Annotated in this window: 17 protein-coding genes and 1 pseudogene; 13 read left to right on the top strand and 5 right to left on the bottom strand. The window is 54.3% G+C overall.

Annotated features, from left to right (window positions below; all coding sequences use genetic code 11):
* The first annotated feature begins 152 nt into the window (after positions 1 to 152).
* From ccoG to GGU46_RS10030, 7 genes are all read left to right on the top strand, one after another.
* A complete protein-coding gene (gene ccoG, locus GGU46_RS10060) occupies positions 153 to 1,562 on the top strand; it encodes a cytochrome c oxidase accessory protein CcoG (protein WP_183403379.1) in 1,410 nt (469 codons plus the stop codon).
* A 311-nt stretch (positions 1,563 to 1,873) separates the two neighbouring features.
* A complete protein-coding gene (locus tag GGU46_RS10055; RefSeq protein WP_215906304.1) occupies positions 1,874 to 2,344 on the top strand; it encodes a FixH family protein in 471 nt (156 codons plus the stop codon).
* Positions 2,345 to 2,424: 80 nt separating this feature from the next.
* A complete protein-coding gene (locus tag GGU46_RS10050) occupies positions 2,425 to 3,162 on the top strand; it encodes a sulfite exporter TauE/SafE family protein (protein ID WP_183403377.1) in 738 nt (245 codons plus the stop codon).
* Between the two features lie 41 nt (positions 3,163 to 3,203).
* Positions 3,204 to 4,124 (top strand): universal stress protein, encoded by a 921-nt coding sequence (locus GGU46_RS22305; protein WP_183403376.1) that lies wholly within the window; start codon positions 3,204 to 3,206, stop codon positions 4,122 to 4,124.
* A gap of 21 nt (positions 4,125 to 4,145) precedes the next feature.
* Positions 4,146 to 5,138, top strand: a complete 993-nt coding sequence (hemF, locus tag GGU46_RS10040; RefSeq protein WP_246417628.1) for an oxygen-dependent coproporphyrinogen oxidase — start codon at positions 4,146 to 4,148, stop codon at positions 5,136 to 5,138.
* A gap of 324 nt (positions 5,139 to 5,462) precedes the next feature.
* Entirely contained in the window at positions 5,463 to 5,798 is a 336-nt protein-coding gene (locus GGU46_RS10035) for a YbaB/EbfC family nucleoid-associated protein (RefSeq protein ID WP_183403374.1), read from the top strand.
* A gap of 4 nt (positions 5,799 to 5,802) precedes the next feature.
* Positions 5,803 to 6,945, top strand: a complete 1,143-nt coding sequence (locus tag GGU46_RS10030; RefSeq protein WP_183403507.1) for a glycosyltransferase family 2 protein — start codon at positions 5,803 to 5,805, stop codon at positions 6,943 to 6,945.
* Positions 6,946 to 7,020: 75 nt separating this feature from the next.
* On the opposite strand, the gene GGU46_RS10025 is transcribed toward GGU46_RS10030, so the two are convergent.
* Positions 7,021 to 7,239: a PspC domain-containing protein gene (locus GGU46_RS10025; RefSeq protein WP_139922866.1), complete on the bottom strand. Its 219-nt coding sequence runs from the start codon at positions 7,237 to 7,239 to the stop codon at positions 7,021 to 7,023.
* Positions 7,240 to 7,483: 244 nt separating this feature from the next.
* Here GGU46_RS10025 and GGU46_RS10020 point away from each other — a divergent pair, with 244 nt between their 5' ends.
* The 3 genes from GGU46_RS10020 to GGU46_RS10010 all read left to right on the top strand — a co-directional run bounded on the left by GGU46_RS10020 (position 7,484) and on the right by GGU46_RS10010 (position 11,383).
* Positions 7,484 to 9,211 (top strand): tetratricopeptide repeat protein, encoded by a 1,728-nt coding sequence (locus tag GGU46_RS10020; protein WP_215906302.1) that lies wholly within the window; start codon positions 7,484 to 7,486, stop codon positions 9,209 to 9,211.
* A 368-nt stretch (positions 9,212 to 9,579) separates the two neighbouring features.
* Positions 9,580 to 10,563 (top strand): pyruvate dehydrogenase complex E1 component subunit beta, encoded by a 984-nt coding sequence (locus GGU46_RS10015; RefSeq protein ID WP_183403372.1) that lies wholly within the window; start codon positions 9,580 to 9,582, stop codon positions 10,561 to 10,563.
* A 283-nt stretch (positions 10,564 to 10,846) separates the two neighbouring features.
* Complete coding sequence (locus GGU46_RS10010; RefSeq protein ID WP_183403371.1) at positions 10,847 to 11,383, top strand: DinB family protein; 537 nt, start codon at positions 10,847 to 10,849, stop codon at positions 11,381 to 11,383.
* 62 nt (positions 11,384 to 11,445) lie between these two features.
* On the opposite strand, the gene GGU46_RS10005 is transcribed toward GGU46_RS10010, so the two are convergent.
* Both GGU46_RS10005 and GGU46_RS10000 read right to left on the bottom strand, forming a co-directional pair.
* The gene (locus GGU46_RS10005) at positions 11,446 to 11,898 is read right to left on the bottom strand and encodes an acyl-CoA thioesterase (RefSeq protein WP_246398816.1); all 453 of its coding nucleotides are present in this window, start codon (positions 11,896 to 11,898) and stop codon (positions 11,446 to 11,448) included.
* Positions 11,899 to 11,978: 80 nt separating this feature from the next.
* Entirely contained in the window at positions 11,979 to 12,716 is a 738-nt protein-coding gene (locus GGU46_RS10000) for a class I SAM-dependent methyltransferase (RefSeq protein WP_183403370.1), read from the bottom strand.
* On the opposite strand from GGU46_RS10000, the gene GGU46_RS22445 reads away from it, so the two are divergent.
* Complete coding sequence (locus GGU46_RS22445; RefSeq protein ID WP_317171894.1) at positions 12,679 to 13,002, top strand: DUF2256 domain-containing protein; 324 nt, start codon at positions 12,679 to 12,681, stop codon at positions 13,000 to 13,002. The two genes, GGU46_RS10000 and GGU46_RS22445, sit on opposite strands and share 38 nt — an antisense overlap.
* 514 nt (positions 13,003 to 13,516) lie before the next feature.
* Here the strand turns inward: GGU46_RS22445 and GGU46_RS09990 are convergent.
* Positions 13,517 to 14,476 carry a hypothetical protein gene (locus tag GGU46_RS09990; protein WP_183403368.1) on the bottom strand — a complete coding sequence of 320 codons (960 nt, stop codon included), beginning with the start codon at positions 14,474 to 14,476 and terminating at the stop codon, positions 13,517 to 13,519.
* A 258-nt stretch (positions 14,477 to 14,734) separates the two neighbouring features.
* Here GGU46_RS09990 and GGU46_RS09985 point away from each other — a divergent pair, with 258 nt between their 5' ends.
* The gene (locus tag GGU46_RS09985) at positions 14,735 to 16,552 is read left to right on the top strand and encodes a hypothetical protein (protein ID WP_183403367.1); all 1,818 of its coding nucleotides are present in this window, start codon (positions 14,735 to 14,737) and stop codon (positions 16,550 to 16,552) included.
* Positions 16,553 to 16,704: 152 nt separating this feature from the next.
* Here the strand turns inward: GGU46_RS09985 and GGU46_RS09980 are convergent, their stop codons facing one another.
* Entirely contained in the window at positions 16,705 to 18,036 is a 1,332-nt protein-coding gene (locus GGU46_RS09980; RefSeq protein WP_183403366.1) for a tyrosine-type recombinase/integrase, read from the bottom strand.
* A 119-nt stretch (positions 18,037 to 18,155) separates the two neighbouring features.
* On the opposite strand from GGU46_RS09980, the pseudogene GGU46_RS22590 reads away from it, so the two are divergent.
* Positions 18,156 to 18,227, top strand: a pseudogene (locus tag GGU46_RS22590) (DUF2256 domain-containing protein); the annotation flags it as partial.
* Positions 18,228 to 18,262: the final 35 nt, after the last annotated feature.

Below are 18,262 nucleotides of genomic sequence, written 5' to 3'. Positions count from 1 at the left end.
CCCGCGCCCCTCGCGCCACCCAAACATTCGCCTACCCCCGGTTGACGCCCGAACCTGATTGTTCGGGCGTCAGCAGGCCTTAACCGGCCAGGCGCCTCCGGCGTCGGACCGGGCCGGGGGCCGCCTCTTTACCTTCATCAGTACCCAGACTTATGTCCGTTACCCAGTTCAAACCCGACGACTCGTACCGCGACTCCATTGCGACGGTAGATGCGGAAGGCCGCCGGGTGTGGCTCTACCCCAAGCAGCCCATCGGGCGGCTCTACGATCTGCGCAAGTGGCTGAGCTACGGGCTACTGGCCTTGCTGTTTGCGGGCCCCTGGCTACGTATTAATGGCCTGCCGGTACTGATGCTGAACCTGCCGGCGCGGCGCTTTATCATCTTCGGGCAAATTTTCTGGCCCCAGGATTTCTTTATTCTGCTGCTCGTGTCGCTCACGTTCCTGGTATTCATCATCCTGTTTACGGTGGTGTACGGGCGGGCTTTCTGCGGCTGGGTCTGCCCCCAGACCATCTTCCTGGAAATGGTGTTCCGGCGCATTGAATACTGGCTGGAAGGCGACGCGCCCCAGCAGAAAGCCCTGGACCGCGCTGCCTGGACCTGGAACAAAATCTGGCGCAAAACCACCAAGCACGCGCTTTTTTTGGTCATCTCGTTTCTGATTGCCAACACCTTCCTGGCCTACATCATTGGCACCGAGGAGCTGATCAGCATCATCACCGACTCGCCCACTGAGCACCTGGGCGGGCTGAGCTCCATGGTCTTGTTCACGGGGGTGTTTTACGCCGTGTTTGCCCGGTTTCGGGAGCAGGTGTGCACCATTGCCTGCCCCTACGGCCGTTTGCAGGGCGTGCTGCTGGATAAAGACAGCCTGGTAGTGGCCTATGATTACCGCCGGGGCGAGCGGCGCGAGAAGCTGCGCAAAAACCAGGTACGCACCGCCGGCGACTGTATTGACTGCCACCAGTGCGTGCAGGTCTGCCCCACCGGCATCGACATCCGCAACGGCGCTACCCAGCTGGAGTGCGTGAACTGCACGGCCTGTATTGATGCCTGCAACCGCATGATGGATTTGGCCGGTCTGCCCCAGGGCCTGATCCGGCACGCCTCCGTGAACAACATTGCCGAGGGCACCCGCTTCCGCCTTACGGGCCGGGTGAAGGCCTACTCCGGAGTGCTGGTGGTGCTGCTGGCCGTGCTGACGGGCCTGCTGGCCACGCGCTCCAACGTGCAGGCCACGGTGCTGCGCACGCCGGGGCAGCTGTTCCAGAAAACGGGCCACGGCACCATCACCAACCTCTACAACATCTCCGTCATCAACAAAACCAACGCCCCCTACCCCCTCACGCTGCGGGTATTGGAGCCGGCCCAGGGCCGAATTTCCCTGGTAGGCGGCCAGGGCCTGAAGCTGCCGGCCCAGGGCATTGTGGAGGGTGTATTCTTCGCCGAGCTGCCCCGCACGGCCCTGCGCCGCACCAACCAGCCGCTGCGCATTGGCCTCTACAGCGGCAACCAGTTGATTGCCGAAACCAGCACCAAGTTCCTGGGCCCGGTGCAGTAGCCCGCTCCGGTCCGACGGGCTCCCCCCACCGGGCCGGTTGCCGCCCGCGCCGCCCGCGCCGCCCGCGCCGCCTAGTTCCCCTGGCGGCAGACTTCTGGCCGGAGGCCAGGCGTCTGCCCGCCGGGAAGTGAGGCAAGTCTCCCGACTTGCGGCCGCGCAGCGGCCATCCCGCGTCTGCGCCGCCAAGAGCCACCCGGGCTGCCCGCACCGCCATTGCCTACCCTCTCCCGAACTCCAAACCTCAGCACGAAGCCAACCGGTCGGACGGGCTCCGCCCGTCGGACCGGAGGCCGGGCTTACTGTACTATAAGATGACGACCATGACTTCTCCCACTAAGCGCACGTTCTGGCCCTACGCCATTGTGGCGGCGTTCGTGTTGTTTGCCGGCTTTATCGGCTACCTCGTGCAGCAGGCCATGCGCACCAGCGTGGACCTGGTCAGCCCCAACTACTACCAGCAGGAGCTGGCCTATCAGCAGCGCATGGAAACCGTGGCCCGCACGGCGGCCCTGCCGGCCCCGGTGGAAATTGAGCACGATGCCGCCGCCCGGCGCCTCACCCTGCGGCTGCCCGCCGCCATGGCCGGGCAGCAGGTGCGGGGGCAGGTGCATCTGTTCCGCCCCTCCGATCAGCACCTGGATTTTTCCCTACCCCTGCAACCTTCCGCAACCCTTCAGCAGCAGATCAGCACGGCCCGCATGCAATCCGGCTACTGGCGCGTACGCCTGGATTTCACGGCCGATGGGCAAGCCTATTTCGTGGAGAGAAATATCACCCTCTAGGGCTGATTTTCGTCATGCCCGGCCCGGCCGCAGCGGCCGTACTTGCCTCCTGATTCAAGTACGCTTCACTTCTTCCGCTGATGTTCTGGGCCGGTTTTGTTTTTGGGTTACTAGGGAGCTTCCACTGCGTAGGCATGTGTGGCGCCATTGCCCTGGCCCTGCCCGGCCGGCCCGGAGCAGCCTCTTCTTCGGGGCGCTACGTGGCCGGCCGGCTGCTCTATAACCTGGGCCGCGTTACCACCTACGCTACCTTGGGCGCCCTGGCCGGCCTGGTAGGCCAGAGCCTGCGCCTGGCCGGCCTGCAGCAAGGGCTGTCCGTCGCTTCGGGCTGCCTGATTCTGCTGCTGGTGGCCGTACCCGAGCGCCACACGGCCCGCCTGGCTGGCCTGCTCGGCCTCGCGCGGCCTTTGGGCTGGGTGAAAACCACGCTGGCCACGCTGTTTCAAAAGACTTCCGGCGGGGCGCTCTACGGGGCGGGCCTGCTTAACGGCCTGCTGCCCTGCGGCTTGGTGTACCTGGCTCTGGCCGGGGCCCTGAGTGCCCCGGGCATAGCGGGCGCGGCCGCCTACATGGCCTGCTTCGGGCTGGGCACGCTGCCCCTGATGCTGGGCCTCTCCCTGACGGGGCAACTGGTACCGCTGCACTGGCGGCGGCGCCTGCGCCTGGCCGTGCCCTACGCGGCCACGGGGCTGGCGGTGCTCTTTATCGTGCGCGGCCTGGGCCTGGGCATCCCTTACCTCAGCCCCCGCCTCGGCCCGGCTCCCACGGCCGCCGCGCCCCACGCCCAGCCGCCGCGCAGCGTGCACTACTGCCACTAATTTTCTCCTCTAAGTCCTTCCCTCTACGCCCAGCCCCGCGCATGAAAACCATCCTCGTCCCTCTTGACCACACGGCTGCCGCCGAGTACACCCTGGCCTACGCCAACAAGCTGGCCGTGCGCTGGCCCGCCGAAATCGTGCTGCTCTACTGCCACCCCGGCGCCGGTCCCGGCCAGCCGCCCACCAACCTGCCCGAGCAGGAGCAGCGCCTGCGCAGCCTGGTGGAGCGCCTGCGCTACCAGCAGCTTACCCGCCAGGACGGGCGCCGCATCCGCTACCACTACCGGGTGCTGGCCGGCTGCCTCCACGACCACGCCCGGGCCGAGGCCGCCCGCTGCGCCGCCGACCTGGTGGTGATGGGCCTGGAGCACGTTGACTGCAACCGGCAGGCGCCCCCCGGCAACCACGCCGCCGCCATCACGGAGCTGGTGAGCTGCCCGGTGCTGGTGGTGCCGCCGGGCCGCCGCCCCCTGCCCAACCGCCTGGCCCTGGCCGCCGATTTTACCTCCCTCGGGCTGAACGTATTGCCCCGCCTCTCGGCCCTGCGGGAGGCATTCCCGGCTCCCCTGGACCTGGTGCAATTCTACTCCCCGGCCCAGCGGCCCCAGCGCCGCCAGCTCAAGCAGGCCCTGAATCAGGCCGCCGCCCAGCTGACCTGGTCCCTGATTACCCCGCATTTGCTGGAAGACGATGCTCCCTTGGAGGGCGGCAGCGAGTTCTGCGCCCGCACCCAAACCCAGCTGCTCATCATTGCGCCCGGCAGCGCGGGGCAGCTGCTGCAGTATTTCGACAGGTGCTACACCACCACCCGGGCCTACCACACCCAGATTCCGGTGCTGGTGCTGCGTGCCGCCGAGCGCCCGGCGGCTACTGAAGCCTGCTGTGAGAAGTGCGCCGAGCGGCTTGCCCCGCCGTCGGCCCGCCGCCTGCTCCCCGATTACGCGGCCATGCACTGGGCCTGATTTCTTGTTTTTCCTTCTTCTATGATGTCTTCTCCGATGAATATACCTGCTTCTATCCCCGTTCCCGCCAACCGCGTAGTGGTGGAAGACTGGATGCGCCAGTTTCAGGACTGGCTGTGCCAGCAGCTGGAAGCCGCCGATGGGGGCGAGGCCCGCTTTACCGAGGACGCCTGGCGCCACGAAGGCGGGGGCGGCGGCCGCACCCGCGTCATTCAGCAAGGGCGGGTGCTGGAAAAAGGCGGGGTAGCCTTTTCGGCCGTGTGGGGTACCATGAGCGAGCAGGCCGCCCGCCAGCTGCTCATGCCCGACCCTGGCTACTTCGCCACCGGCGTGTCGGTGGTGCAGCACCCGCGCAGCCCCTTGGTGCCGATTTCGCACATGAACGTGCGCTACTTCGAGGCGGCCAACGGCGAGGCCTGGTTTGGGGGCGGACTGGATTTGACTCCGATTTACGTGGATGTGGCGCAGGCCCGCTGGTTTCACAAGCAAATTGAGGCCATGTGTGCCCAGCACGACGCTACCTATTACCCCCGCTTCAAGCAGTGGGCCGATGAATACTTCTTCCTGCCCCACCGCCAGGAAACCCGCGGCATTGGGGGCCTATTCTTCGACCGCCTGACGGTGGGCAAGGACGGTTCCTTTGCCGAGCTGTTCGCCTTCGTGCGGGCCGTGGGTGAGGTGTACGGGCGCGCTTATTCCACCATTGTGCGCCAGAACGCGGCCCTCCCCTACACCGACCGCCAGAAGCAGTGGCAGCTGGTGCGCCGCGGCCGCTACGCCGAGTTCAACCTGGCCATTGACCGAGGTACCAAGTTCGGGCTGGAAACGGGCGGCCGCACCGAAAGCATCCTGATGAGCTTGCCCCCGCAGTGCGAGTGGCACTACAACCTGCAACCCCAGCCCGGCTCGCCCGAAGCGGCTACCCAGCAGTGGCTTCAAAAGGGCATCGACTGGCTAACTGCTGATGCCGCTGCCCCCGAGGCGCTAGAGCTTCAGGAGGCGGCGCAAGCTTAGGGGCCTGCTCCGGCCCCGTATTGGCAAGGTTACCCCGGCAACTGCCTGATATATCAGGCAGTTGCCGTTTTTTATGTTCGGGCGCGGCTATCCGAGCTGGGCACCCTCTCCTGCTCATGGACAGCTTTCCTACCCCCTGCTCCCGCTTCAACCTGGCCGCTTCCGGCGGTTTGCCGTAAATTGCCGGGCGTTCGTTTGGGCTTTCCCGCCGGAGCAGAAGTGGCTACGGTAGCCACTCGGCCTAGCAGGAAACACCACCCAACGTTCCGCTTACCTTTTGGTGTTCCACCCCGTCCGGTCCGCCGGACTTAGCACGACCTCCCTATGTTTGATATGATGGGCATGATGGGCAAAATGAAAGAGCTTCAGGACAAGATGAAGCAGGCCCAGGACCAACTGCAGTACCTCACGGCCACCGCCGAGTCGGGTGGGGGGCTGGTAAAAGCCACGGCCAACGGGCAGCGCCGCCTCCTGAAGTTGGAAATTGACGAAAGCCTGCTCCAGCCCCAGGACCGCGACATGCTGGCCGACCTGGTGGTGGCTGCCGTGAACAAAGTGATGGACGAAGCCGGCGAGAAAGCCAAAGAGGAAATCAAAACCAAAACCGCGGGCCTTATCCCCAACATTCCTGGCCTCGACCTCGGCGGCTTTGGCCTCTGATTCGGTGGCAGCGCCACCTGCCTCTTGTGCCGATGTAGCGGTAGTAATTCTGAACTGGAATGGCCGGGACTTTCTCCGAAGGTTCCTGCCTTCTGTGTTAGCGCACTCTGATGGCGCCACGATTTTCGTGGCCGATAACGCCTCCTCCGACGACTCGGTGGCGCTGCTGGCCCAGGAGTTTCCGCAGGTGCGGCTTATTCAGTTAGCCGATAATCTGGGGTTTTGCCGAGGCTACAACGCGGCCTTGGATGACGTACGCTGGGAGGGTTCACTGGTTAATCAGCTTCAGCAGAAGCGCACCCCAAAAGAGCGCGGCCTTGACTGGGTTGATACGTTTGGCTTTGCGTACTACGTGCTGCTGAATTCTGATGTGGAAGTAACACCCGGCTGGCTTCGGCCCCAGCGCGAGCTGCTGGAAAGCAACCCGCGCATTGCCGCCTGCCAGCCCAAAATCCGTCAGTACAGCGAGAATCCGGAAGAGCGCCAGCAGTTTGAGTACGCCGGCGCTGGTGGCGGCTACCTCGATGAGCTGGGCTACCCCTTCTGCCGCGGCCGCCTCTTTGACACGCTGGAAACCGATGCCGGCCAGTACGACGACCAGCGCCCGGTGGCCTGGGCCACGGGCGCCTGCCTGCTGGTGCGCGCTACCGCCTGGCACGAGCTAGGCGGGCTGGAATCCACCTTTTTCGCGCACATGGAGGAAATTGACCTGTGCTGGCGGCTGCAGAACGCGGGCTACGAGGTGTGGTACCACGGCGGCACTACGGTGTTTCACGTGGGTGGCGGCACGCTGCACAAGTCGAATCCGCGCAAAACCTACCTCAACTTTCGCAACGGGCTGGCCCTGGTATACAAAAACACCCACCCCGCCGAGCTGCCGGCCGTGCTCATCAGCCGGGTAGCCTTGGACTGGGTAGCGGCCCTGCGCCTGCTGCTGCAAGGTGCTACCCCCGATTTTCGGGCCATCCTGCGGGCGCATTGGCATTTCCTGAAGCGGCTTTCCTACTGGCGCGCCCGGCGCCGGCAGTTTCCGCCGCGCCTGCGGGCCGCCGAGCGGGCGGGTGTGTACCAGGGCAGCTTGGTATGGGCCTATTTTGCGCAGGGCCGCCGCCGGTTTTCGGAGCTGCCCGACCACCTGCTGCGCTAAAAAAAGCCTACCTCTGCTGCTTCCAGCAGAGGTAGGCTTTTGAGTTAAGTTCAGTAAATCGGGGCGTGCCCTGGGTTACAGGTCCCAGACAGTGCTGCGCTGCCGCCGCAGGGCCCGGCGCACGTTTATCCAGAAGGCCAGGGCAAAGTACAGCACAATGGGCGAGCCGAACGTGAAAAATGACGCGTACACAAACGACAACCGGACGCTGCTGGTTGAGAAACCCACCCGCTTGCCGATGGCATCGCAGACGCCGAAGCTCTGCTTTTCAATAAAGTCGGTTAGTCGTTTCATAACTCCTGCTATTCCAGTTGCCGGCAGTGGCTAACCTGATGTAAAATACAATGATTTGTAGCCTGTGTCAAGCACTTACGCGGAAAGCTCGCCGCAAGATACGTCTGTCGGCTGCCTTTTTCCGTTTGTTGTCTGAATTTCGCGCTACCCCTGCCTGTTGCCCATGAGAATTTCGTTGTTACGCCTAGTACCCGGTACCCTGCTCAGCGCGTCTTTTCTATCTGCCTGCTCTCCTCTGGCCAAGGTGCTGAAGAATGCTCAGGCCGGCCAGGAAATTACGGTGCAGCCCACGGTACTGGAAAGTAACGGCGAAAACGTGCTGTTTGAGGTAACGGCCAAAGTATCTGCCAGCCACTTGCGCAAAGGGGCCGCCTACAACCTGGGCCTGAGCTACCGCTACAACAACGGCCTGCGCGAAGACACGGTGGGCCGCCTCACGTTTATCTCCGGTGAATACCTCTACGATGAGGAGCAGAAAAATAAGCTGGTCATCCGGAAGCAGTTCTCTTTCCCTTACGCTCCCCAGAAAAGCCCCGGCGAGCTGCTGGCCCTCCCCGATGCCCGCGAAACCAAGCCCAACGGCAAGCGGGTGAAGGGCAAGGAAATCCGGCTGACGCGCGGCATCGTCACTACCTCCCGCTTGGTGGTGCGCCAGGATACGACCATTGCCCTGCTGCCCGAAACGGCCAGCAACAACATGAGCGGCACCCGGGTGATGCCCTTTTTCTTTGATGCCGGCAAGGCCGAAATCCGCAACTACCTGGGCACGAACGTGGCGGCCCTGGAAGATTTCATCGAGGCCAACCAGCACACCGACAAGGTGATGATTGTGGCCGGCCACTCGCCCGACTCCCTGGACCGCCACGACCCACGCCTGGCCGATAAACGGGTGCGCGCCCTGCTGAACTACTACAAAAAGCGGGTTGATACGGATTCCTACCTCAACAAAGTCAGCAACATCGACTTCGAGACGGAGGCCTACCACCGCCGCTGGGATTTGTTTCTGAACAAGGTGCAGGAGTCGGCTCTGAAGCCGGCCCAGGTCGATTCGGTGCTGCTGCTCATCAACGATACACCCGGATCCTACGCCACCAAGGAGCAGAGCCTGCGCCGGCTTACCTTCTACGACTACCTGGAGCAGTACATTTACCCGGTGATGCGCTTCGGCACCATTGCCGTGCGCTACACCGCCCCCAAACGCTACGACTCCGAAATCTATCTGCTCTCCAAAAAGATTGTGGAGAAGCAAACCGAGGCCGACGCCCTCACGCCCGAGGAGCTGCGCTACTCCGCTACCCTTACCCCCCTGCTGGCCGAAAAGCAGCGCATCTACGAAACCTCGGTGGCTACTACCGGCCTCTGGCAGGCCTACCACAACCTGGCCGTGGTGCTGCTGCTGCGCTCCGAAAAAGAAGTAAACCCGAAGGTGCAGCGCGCCTACCTGCGGCGCTCGGCCGTGAACTTCACCCTGGCCGCCCACCGCAACCCCACCGCCGAGCTGTTCTACCGCGTGGGCAGCGCCTACCACCGCGCCGGTGACAAGCTGGAAGCCCTGCAGAACTACGACTACGCCATCAAGCTGGGCGGCCCGCGGGCCGTACTCAGCAAGATTTTCTCCGATAAGGCCGCTCTGGAAATTGAGGTAGGCCAGCTCGACGACGCCCTGCGCAGCCTCAGCTACAGCTCCAAAACCTACCAGAACATCATGAACCGCGCCCTCATCTACGTGTTGAAGGGTAACTACCAGGGGGCGGCCAACATCTACGCCGAAGCCATTGCCCTGCGCCCTCAGGACCCGCTGCTGTACTACTGCCTGGCCATTGTGGCCGCCCGCCAGCAGAACGAGCCCGCCATGGCCATGCACCTGCGCCGCGCCGTGCAACTCAGCCGCACCTACGCCAACCGCGCCGTGGAAGACCTGGAGTTCCGCGACTTTGCCAAAGGCAAGCAGTTTTTAGAGGCGCTGCGGTAACTACTGGCTGAACCGTTTAGATCTATTCAGGCAATGACAACTCTAAATTCAATCTTACTCAACGAAACCGCCATACTTAGTTTGGCAGGCTATATTATAGCGGCGGCAGCCATTCTCTTTGGTGTAATTATAGGTGGTGTAGGTGTAGTATTTTGGGTGAGCAAAGGAGAATCAAAGGCAGTAAGGGTTGTTCGTGTTTTTTTGCCACTGGTGGCGCTGTGCTGCTTTTGCTTTGCTTACTCACTATTCGGGTAATACCGTGGATACTGCGCAGATGCATTGTTTGTCCGTCCCAGTTACTCGTCGTAGCTTTACGCGCCGGTTTAGAGCCGGCTTTTTCTTTCTGATCTGACAAGCACCTGACAAGTATGCGGACCATCCAATTCCGGGAAGCCCTGCGTGAAGCCATGTCTGAAGAAATGCGCCGCGACCCGCGCGTGTTTCTGATGGGCGAAGAAGTAGCCGAGTACAACGGCGCCTACAAAGTAAGCCAGGGCATGCTCGACGAATTCGGGCCGGAGCGCGTGATTGACACGCCCATTGCCGAGTTGGGCTTCGCCGGCATCGGGGTGGGTGCCGCCGCCAATGGCCTGCTACCCATCATCGAGTTCATGACCTTCAACTTCTCGTTGGTAGCCATTGACCAGGTGATTAACTCGGCCGCCAAAATCTACTCCATGTCGGGTGGGCAGTACTCCTGCCCCATTGTGTTCCGCGGCCCCACCGGCAACGCCGGCATGCTGTCCTCGCAGCACTCCCAGAACTTCGAGAACTGGTACGCCAACACCCCCGGCCTGAAAGTGGTGGTACCCTCTACCCCCTACGACGCCAAAGGCCTGCTGAAGTCGGCTATCCGCGACGCCGACCCAGTGATTTTCATGGAGTCGGAGCTGATGTACGGCGACAAGGGCGAGGTGCCCGAGGAAGAGTACCTGATTCCGATTGGTAAGGCCAATGTGGTGCGCGAAGGCGAGTCGGTTACCATCGTGAGCTTCGGCAAAATGATGAAGGTAGCCCTGGCCGCCGCCGACGAGCTGGCCAAGGAAGGCATCAAGGCCGAAGTAATCGACCTGCGCTCCGTACGTCCTATCGACTACGATACGCTGGTAGAATCGGTGAAGAAAACCAACCGCATGGTGGTAGTGGAAGAAGCCTGGCCGCTGGCCAGCATCAGCTCGGAGCTGGCGTACATGGTGCAGCGCCGCGCCTTCGACTACCTTGACGCGCCCGTGCTGCGCATCACCTGCATGGACGTACCCCTGCCCTACGCCCCTACCCTCATTGAAGCCTCCCTACCCAACGTGGAGCGCACAGTGAAAGCCGTAAAAGAAGTGCTCTACGTAAACCGGTAGTCACGCCCCCTCGGCAACCCGGGTTGCCCTCGTCTGTAATACCAAAAAGCCCGCTGCACGCGGGCTTTTTGCGTTTTTGACGCCCCGGCATCCGAGCGGCCTCTATATTTGCCCGGGCCCAGGGGGAGTTAGGCGGCTCCGGGAGTGTAGGCGAATACAGAGGCTGCCGGGCCCGGAAAGGACCGGAAATCTGGCCACCAAAGCCCCCCTGGCTGTTGAGTAGCTAAACAGGACGGGCATAATTTATGTACCTTTTGCCCAACGCTACGCTTGCCCCTACCCCATGAATCATCGGTTACACCTTCGCTTCGAGCAACTCGAACACGCTACCGCCCGCTTACTGCAGTCGGTTGCCGCCCTGGGCAACAAAGCCCAGCAGGCCCCGGGGCCGGGCCAGTGGTCGGCGGTGCAGGTAGTGCAGCATTTGGTTGTTGCCGAAACGGGGATTGGCCAGTACATGGAGAAAAAGCTGCTGCAAGCCGATGCGCTGGCCAAAGCCGGGGTAGGCTCCACCCTGAAATCGTGGCTGCTGCGGGCCCTGCTGCGGCTGCCATTTACACGCTTTAAGGCCCCCGCCCACCTCGCCAAGCTAACGCCGACGGAAGTACCGCCGCTGCCGGAGCTGCGAGCCGAGTGGGAGGCCGTGCGCCGCCGCCTGGAGCGCCTGCTCAACGAATATCCCGGCACCCTCCTCGACCGCGCCATTTTCAAGCATCCGCGCTCGGGCATGCTCACCATCTACCAGACCCTGGATTTCATGCTCGACCACGTGCTTCATCACCAAAAGCAGGTAGAGCGCATTGCAAAAGCCGTACGGTAAGCCGACGCCCACCGAAGCCCGGCCCGCTACGGCAGGCATTGGCCGGCGCCGGCTGTCTGCTGCTAGCTGGACTTCCGAACGATATCAGTGTACGATTCGTGCCGGGGCAATTCCTGCATAAGAGCCGTTATTTCGGCGGGCGGCACCAGCAGTTTACGGGCCCGCAGGTCGAGCCAGGCGCCCTCTACCGCCACCGTGGCCGCCGGGCGCCCGTCGGCCTTGTGCAGGGTATGAATGATGTTCCAGCGCGAGCCATCTTCGCTCAGGCCCGAGAGCTCCCCGGTTACGCGCAGAACTTCATTGAGGTGCAGCTCCTTCAGAAAGCGGGTGTCCTCCCGAAACAGAATGGGCCCAAGGCTGAGTTGAGCGAAGCGCTGCAGCGTGAAGCCATGCTGAGCGAGATACTCAATGCGGTGCTGGGCGGCATAGTCGGCGTAGGCCGAGTGACGCATGTGGCCATTGGGGTCCATATCGGCCCAGCGCACGGTGTACATACGTTCAAAAACAGCAGACATACGAAAGAAATTATATGTGGTAAGCTACCTCAGCCGGACGGCTACCCGGTAGCTGGCAGCTCCAGTGAACTGCCAATGATTTAGCGCACCGTCAGCCGAACGAGGTACTGCTGCTGGTCGTCTTCTTCCAGGAATTCTACCTCGTAGCCAGCGGCCTCGGCGTAGTCCTGCAGCAAGGCCGGATCGGTGAAAATCCAGTGGAAAGCCGACCCCGTTTCGTTGGCGTACTGCATGGTGTATTCTACTTCACCGTAATACGGCCCATTCAGGTCAAACACCAGGGCCCCTTCCTCATCTTCGTAGAGGTAGCTGATGTCGGAGGAAGTAGCCAGAATCTGGCCGCCGGGTGCCAGCAGGTGCTTGGCGTGAGCCAGAAACCGCTCCAGGCCCTCCAGCGTACCCACCAGCCCGATGCCGTTCATGAGCATCAGTATGGTATCGAACTTCTCGCCCTGGGTGAGAGCCGCATCGAAAATATCGTGGTGAGCCACTTCCTGCACGCCGCGCTGCTGCATTACCTGTACGGCCCCCACGGATGCATCCACGGCCTTTACGGCAAATCCGCGCTGCTGCAGCTCCAGCGCGTGACAGCCGGCCCCGGCGCCCAGGTCGAGCACCCGGCCGCGGCATTCCTCCAGCGCCGTGCGCTCCATTTCGGGCATTTCCCAGAGGGAGCGGAAAAAGTAGGCGGCGGGCAGCACCTCCTCATCGGCCACGGAGCTGTGCACGGCTATGGTAGCGCTCAGGTGGCCTTGCTGATAAGCGAGCAGCGCCTGGCCGATGGGGTCAGGGGTAGGGGTAGCAGTAGGTGTAGGCATGGAGACAAAGATACGCGGCCCGGCCCGGCCCGCCGACGCCCGCCGCGAACTTCCCCGTCGCGGGGCCGTTACAGAGCTTTCCCTCTGCTGCTCTTCCATGCCATCTTCTCCCCTGCCCAAGCGCTTGATTAAGGGCAATTTGCCCACCAAAATATGCCTTACCTGCGGGCGCCCGTTTGAGTATCGTAAAAAGTGGCGCGCCTGCTGGGACGAGGTAAAGTACTGCGGCGAGAAGTGCCAGCGCAACAAGAAAAGACTGTTTACAGCTAATGGAGAGGGTTTTTGAGTATCAGAATCAGTTATGTATCAATTCTAGCTTTTCAAGTTGATTTACGACTGTCTATGAAGTGATTTTCGAGTTGGTTTCTGAAATTGCATTTAACAGTGATAAGGCTTTGTAGCTTACACAAACAACAGAGCATGAAAAGAAAGATTAAGAGGTACAATGGTTTCCTTTTACTTAAATCTCAAAGAAGCTCTACAATCAATTCAATAGTGTTAGGTGGATAGATGACCTCTATTTTACAGAAAGATTCAGCAGAAGCCTTTTTCTCTACCAATATGAGTATATTTTAAGAAACTGCCTACTTCTGAAAGATAGTTTAACCACAAAAGTCTCCCCGGTACCAGACTCTCAAAGATTAGTTGGGGCCTGTTTCTGATGTAATCTCAAGGGTTTATATATACTTAAAAAATAAAATTTAAAGCTATATAATTGAGAGAGTGTCTTTAGCTTATTACGCAAGAAAACGAATCTTCTAGCCCTACGCATAGTTTAGCATTTGAACTCTCTCAATTATTTATATATAGTCATTATCATCACCCTCTACTCCTTCTTCTTTTGTTGTAATACTATTTGTGTAGGTCTTCTTAAAAAACAAGCTAAGCGCACTTTTTATATTAATTTTCCTTTTACTTTCTTCAAACAATTCAATATCATCTTTAGAAGCATTTATATTCGTAAGCATGGACAGAGCATTATCTATGTCTTTGATTGCCAAATCGTAATCTCTACTATTAGAGTAGCATAATGCTCTTACCCGAAGCAAATAAGGCATAATAGATGATTCTTCTATGTCAAGTCCTTTATTAGCTAAGTCAGTAGCTAATGTGTATTCTTTAGAACTTAGAGCTTCTTCGGCTTCATTCAAATACCTTTGAGCATTCATAGCAAATCTATTGGCCTGCTCTATAATATACATCATAAATTCGGTATTGTTATTTCCGAATTCAATAATCATATTTCTATCTTCGGAACAATAAACTTGTTTGAATTCAGGATTAATAGCAAAAATATCTTCAAACATATCATCCTTCTTAATCCATCTCTTAGTATATAGTTTATCATCTAAATACTCTTTCATCCATTCAGCCTTAATAGCAGAAGGAGTATCAGCAGGGTCAAAGTTAAGTTTCGATGATTCTGCATAAGTGTTCTGCCTCAATGTCTTAATATATTTCTGAGCTGCATTAACTGACACTTTAAGCTCAACTATACTTTGAATGAAAATATCCTTAACATTATCTATACTACATTGATGATATTCTGCTAAAGCTTTAATAGAAACATTCCTGTGTACTTGGTTTGATTCACTATGAGTTGCAAAATCCAACAGGTTGTTTCTTTCCAATCTAGCCGCTGACTCTGGGTTATTCCTGGAATATCTATCCCAATCTTGCTTAGTTTTACCAGTTACATAAGTATCCCAAAGGAACTTACCAAAAATCAAAAGTGCAATGAATCCAATGAATGAAAGCATGAAAAGAAAGATTAACATTGAAAAAAAGAACTTGAAGGTCAGGCAATTAAAGGCGATATAATATGATGGCGATGTTTTAATTATACTATAATTTGAGTATCTTTGCATCAATACGAAAGAGGCAGACAACTGCTTTTATTTTTCTCATTTCTGTAATCGAAATGTCAGAATTATAGCCTATACAAGAGTGTAAAAACAGGATTTCAGTTACAATGTAACCATTATTTAAATTTATAAACAACTTAAAATCAATGTATTATGAAGAAAAATGTCATCAACATCCCAAGAGTTAGAGCCAATGGCAAACCTCTATTGTACCTATCTCAGATTGAGGGATTTGAATTGCCTAAAGGCATACTAGCCAAAGGAGGTACAGGGGTAGGAGGGAGTACCTTAGCTATCGACAGTAAGCACCCCTATATCATTGCTGTTCCCACTACTGCTCTGATTGAGAATAAAATGGAGAAGCACCCAGATGTTTTCGGTGTATACTACCAGAAAGGTGCCTCTGTTAATCCGATGTCACTTAGTTTCTATTTAGAAATAGTTGCAGTCCCTGTTATAATGGTTACTTATGATAGCTTACATAAAGTAACAAAAGAATTACAAGATTTAGGGATAGATGTATATAATCACTTTAGACTTCTAGTAGATGAATACACAGAGCTATTAAAAGCTTACAGTTACCGTAACAAGGCTATTAATTCACTGGTTAAAGAAGCTAGTAAATTTAATTATACAACTTACATGAGTGCCACCCCAATAGATGAACAATACACTCCTAAAGTTTTTAAAGAATTAGAGTATACTGAATTGCTTTGGGAAGATGTGTCAGTAATCAAACCTGTTACACTCAAGACTGCTAAACCATATCATAGTGTAAGCAATATTATCAAACGATTTAAGGCTAATGGTTATGCGGAAAAGATTGGTCCTAATATTACTAATGAGTTATTTGTATATGTAAACTCAGTAATAGCAATTAAAGACATTATAGATAACACTAATCTTGTTCCTAGTGAGGTAAAAATTATATGTGCCGATACTCTAGCTCATAGAGATTTATTAGGTGAATATTCAATAGCAAAGCCTATTGGAGATAACAAGCCAATTAATTTCCTTACTAGTAAAGCATTTAGTGGATGTGATATATATAGTAATAACGGATTGGCTATTGTTGTTTCTAACGTACAGAAAAAGCACACATTAGTAGATATTGCTACAGATGTATATCAGATTGCAGGAAGGATAAGGACGATTGATAACCCCTTTAAAGATACTATTATTCATATTTATAATACAGGTGCTATTGAGATGAACAAAAAAGACTTTGAAGATTGGGTTAATAATAAAAAAATCTCTACTAAGCTTCAATTAAGTGTATTTAATAAATTCTCTAGTATTGAGAAGGAAGCATTCAAGAAGAGAATGGAAATGAGCTTAGAAGATGATTATTTATTTTATAATGAAGAAACAAATCAACTGGAATATGATGACTTAAAAGAAATGAGTGAGGCATTCGAGTTTTCAATCACTAACGAAATATATTCCAACGGCCTATCTGTGAGAAATGCTTATCTTAAACAAGGGTATGATGTTGTTTCATCTGAGCAGAGAGTGGATTATGAAGAAGCCTTTGTTAATGCAGCTACTAAGTTGTCATTCAAAGAAATAATGAAAGAATATATTAGTCTTATGAAATATGACGCTTCTAATGAAAGAATACCTATACTAGAGAATCTTGAGCCTGAAATAAAGAAAATGTATGAAGTTTTAGGGGCAAAGAAAATAGAAACCAGTAGATACTCGCAGAAGGCAATAAAGGAGCTTATGTATTCAGAAAGCAGAGAGGCAAAAGATGCAGTTAAACATTCTGTTTACACACGATTAAAGAAAGGCGGCTTTTATTCTTCTAATGAGATTATAGATGTTTTAGAAGAAGCTTATAAAAGACATAAGATTATTAAAAAGGCAAAAAGTAAGGATATAACAGAATTTCTACCTGCCAAGAAAAAGCAACAGAGAGATAGTAAAACTGGCAAACCAATTACAGGTTACATAATAGATATAGAGTAGATATTATACCCAATATGTTATAAATTAAAATATATTTCATTATAAAATATAATATCAAATCACTAAACATACACACAACAATTTTCATTAAAAAAAGCACAGAGATAGAAACTCATTCCTACCTTCTGTGCTTTCTTATTTTATGCATCAATCTATACAAATACTTTAGCTATCTCCTCATTCTGGTTTGCTGTCAGGTGAGCATAATGCTCCATAATCATCTTAATATCTGAGTGGCCTACCCAGCCCTTAATCACTGCTGGATTAACTCCATTCTGTAAACAGAGATTAATAAAAGTCTTTCTACCTGCATGAGCACTAATTAGTTTTGCCTTAGGCATTACTTGTCTTACTCTATTAGTGCCTGTATAATGTATTATTTCCTCTAAACCACACAATGAAGGAATCATAGCACATACTACTTTTATTTGAGTATTGAATTCACTTTGTGCTATTCGTTGTAATGCATAGTTATTACGTTCCAAAATCTCAACAGCTTGAGAAGACAAAGGAAGTGTAATAGTAGTAGCTGTTTTATTGGTGGTTAAGCTAAGCACGTTACTTTTAACATTAGCCTCACTAAAGAATACATCAGACCATCTTAAACCAGTAAGACACATTATGCCAAATATATCTCTAACTCTTTGATATCTTGGATTATCTAGCTTGATAGTGAGTAAATCCCCTAACTCCTCTTTCGTTAGATATATCAAATTCTTATTCTTTATCTTCTTAACATTCACAAACTTACGCAACTCTTTAGTGTTTAGGCCAAGAGGTTCAGAGAAGTGGTTTATAACAGCTTTAAATTTGATTAATATAGACCGAATAGTTAGATTACGTAGTCCTCTATCTACTAACCAATCTCTAAAACTATTCATTACTGTAAGTGTAATATCATCAATTCTAAGACACGATTTAAACTCATTTACCAGATTCCTGAGATTAGTATATAACTTCAAAGTTTTTGTATTTATTAAATTCTTCTTTTCATCTGTATATCTATCTATAAAATGCACAAATAAAGCACCTTCATATATTCCAAGCTTCAACTCAGCATTTTGAATCTCTTGCTTCTTACTTGATACGGCAGCTTCCAATGCTTCTAATTCCTGATATAGCCTCTCAATAAGAGTGGTAGCCTCTTTAACCTGCAAAGGCTCTTGCCCCTCCCCTACCCTTCTTTGGGCAACAATAGCAGCATATTCATCTGCCATAGTTTGAGTAGTCGGTTCACCGCCTTTTCCTAATATGTTTCTGGCTGATGCTTCTATGTCTGCATATACCTGTGCTATACAAGCATTCCACTCAGGAGCCATAGGCAACTTATTACTTACTTTACCTGTAATCTGATTAAAGTATTTGGCTTGTACTGCTACACCTGTAGCCTTGACAAATGGACTGCCATCATGGGTATGTTTTATACTAATTGGGTGCTCTCCTTTCTTGTTTTCAGGCCGAAGAATGAAAGTGATTTTGGACATTTTGAACTTGGGTTTTGGTTTTCAAAGGCCCGATAACACATGATTTCATGTATCAATCTGTGTATCAAAGCATGTGTCAATGAGAACTCAAAAACCTTGTTTCCTTCAACTGAGAGCCTTTCTGGGACGAGGTAAAGTACTGCGGCGAGAAGTGCCAGCGCAACCGTCGGCCTACCCCTGCCACCCCCTGAAAGGCCAAGCACCGGGCTGGCCGCGTGCATCCTTT

The sequence above is a fragment of the Hymenobacter latericoloratus genome (assembly GCF_014199535.1).
GTDB classification, from domain to species: Bacteria; Bacteroidota; Bacteroidia; order Cytophagales; family Hymenobacteraceae; genus Hymenobacter; species Hymenobacter latericoloratus.
This window is presented reverse-complemented; position numbering and strand designations above follow the sequence as displayed.

Coding starts and splice junctions, on each gene's coding strand:
- ccoG (WP_183403379.1), top strand. CDS start 153: ATGTCCGTTACCCAGTTCAAACCCGACGACTCGTACCGCGACTCCATT.
- GGU46_RS10055 (WP_215906304.1), top strand. CDS start 1,874: ATGACGACCATGACTTCTCCCACTAAGCGCACGTTCTGGCCCTACGCC.
- GGU46_RS10050 (WP_183403377.1), top strand. CDS start 2,425: ATGTTCTGGGCCGGTTTTGTTTTTGGGTTACTAGGGAGCTTCCACTGC.
- GGU46_RS22305 (WP_183403376.1), top strand. CDS start 3,204: ATGAAAACCATCCTCGTCCCTCTTGACCACACGGCTGCCGCCGAGTAC.
- hemF (WP_246417628.1), top strand. CDS start 4,146: ATGATGTCTTCTCCGATGAATATACCTGCTTCTATCCCCGTTCCCGCC.
- GGU46_RS10035 (WP_183403374.1), top strand. CDS start 5,463: ATGTTTGATATGATGGGCATGATGGGCAAAATGAAAGAGCTTCAGGAC.
- GGU46_RS10025 (WP_139922866.1), bottom strand. CDS start 7,239: ATGAAACGACTAACCGACTTTATTGAAAAGCAGAGCTTCGGCGTCTGC.
- GGU46_RS10015 (WP_183403372.1), top strand. CDS start 9,580: ATGCGGACCATCCAATTCCGGGAAGCCCTGCGTGAAGCCATGTCTGAA.
- GGU46_RS10010 (WP_183403371.1), top strand. CDS start 10,847: ATGAATCATCGGTTACACCTTCGCTTCGAGCAACTCGAACACGCTACC.
- GGU46_RS10005 (WP_246398816.1), bottom strand. CDS start 11,898: ATGTCTGCTGTTTTTGAACGTATGTACACCGTGCGCTGGGCCGATATG.
- GGU46_RS22445 (WP_317171894.1), top strand. CDS start 12,679: ATGGGGTCAGGGGTAGGGGTAGCAGTAGGTGTAGGCATGGAGACAAAG.
- GGU46_RS10000 (WP_183403370.1), bottom strand. CDS start 12,716: ATGCCTACACCTACTGCTACCCCTACCCCTGACCCCATCGGCCAGGCG.
- GGU46_RS09990 (WP_183403368.1), bottom strand. CDS start 14,476: ATGCTTTCATTCATTGGATTCATTGCACTTTTGATTTTTGGTAAGTTC.
- GGU46_RS09985 (WP_183403367.1), top strand. CDS start 14,735: ATGAAGAAAAATGTCATCAACATCCCAAGAGTTAGAGCCAATGGCAAA.
- GGU46_RS09980 (WP_183403366.1), bottom strand. CDS start 18,036: ATGTCCAAAATCACTTTCATTCTTCGGCCTGAAAACAAGAAAGGAGAG.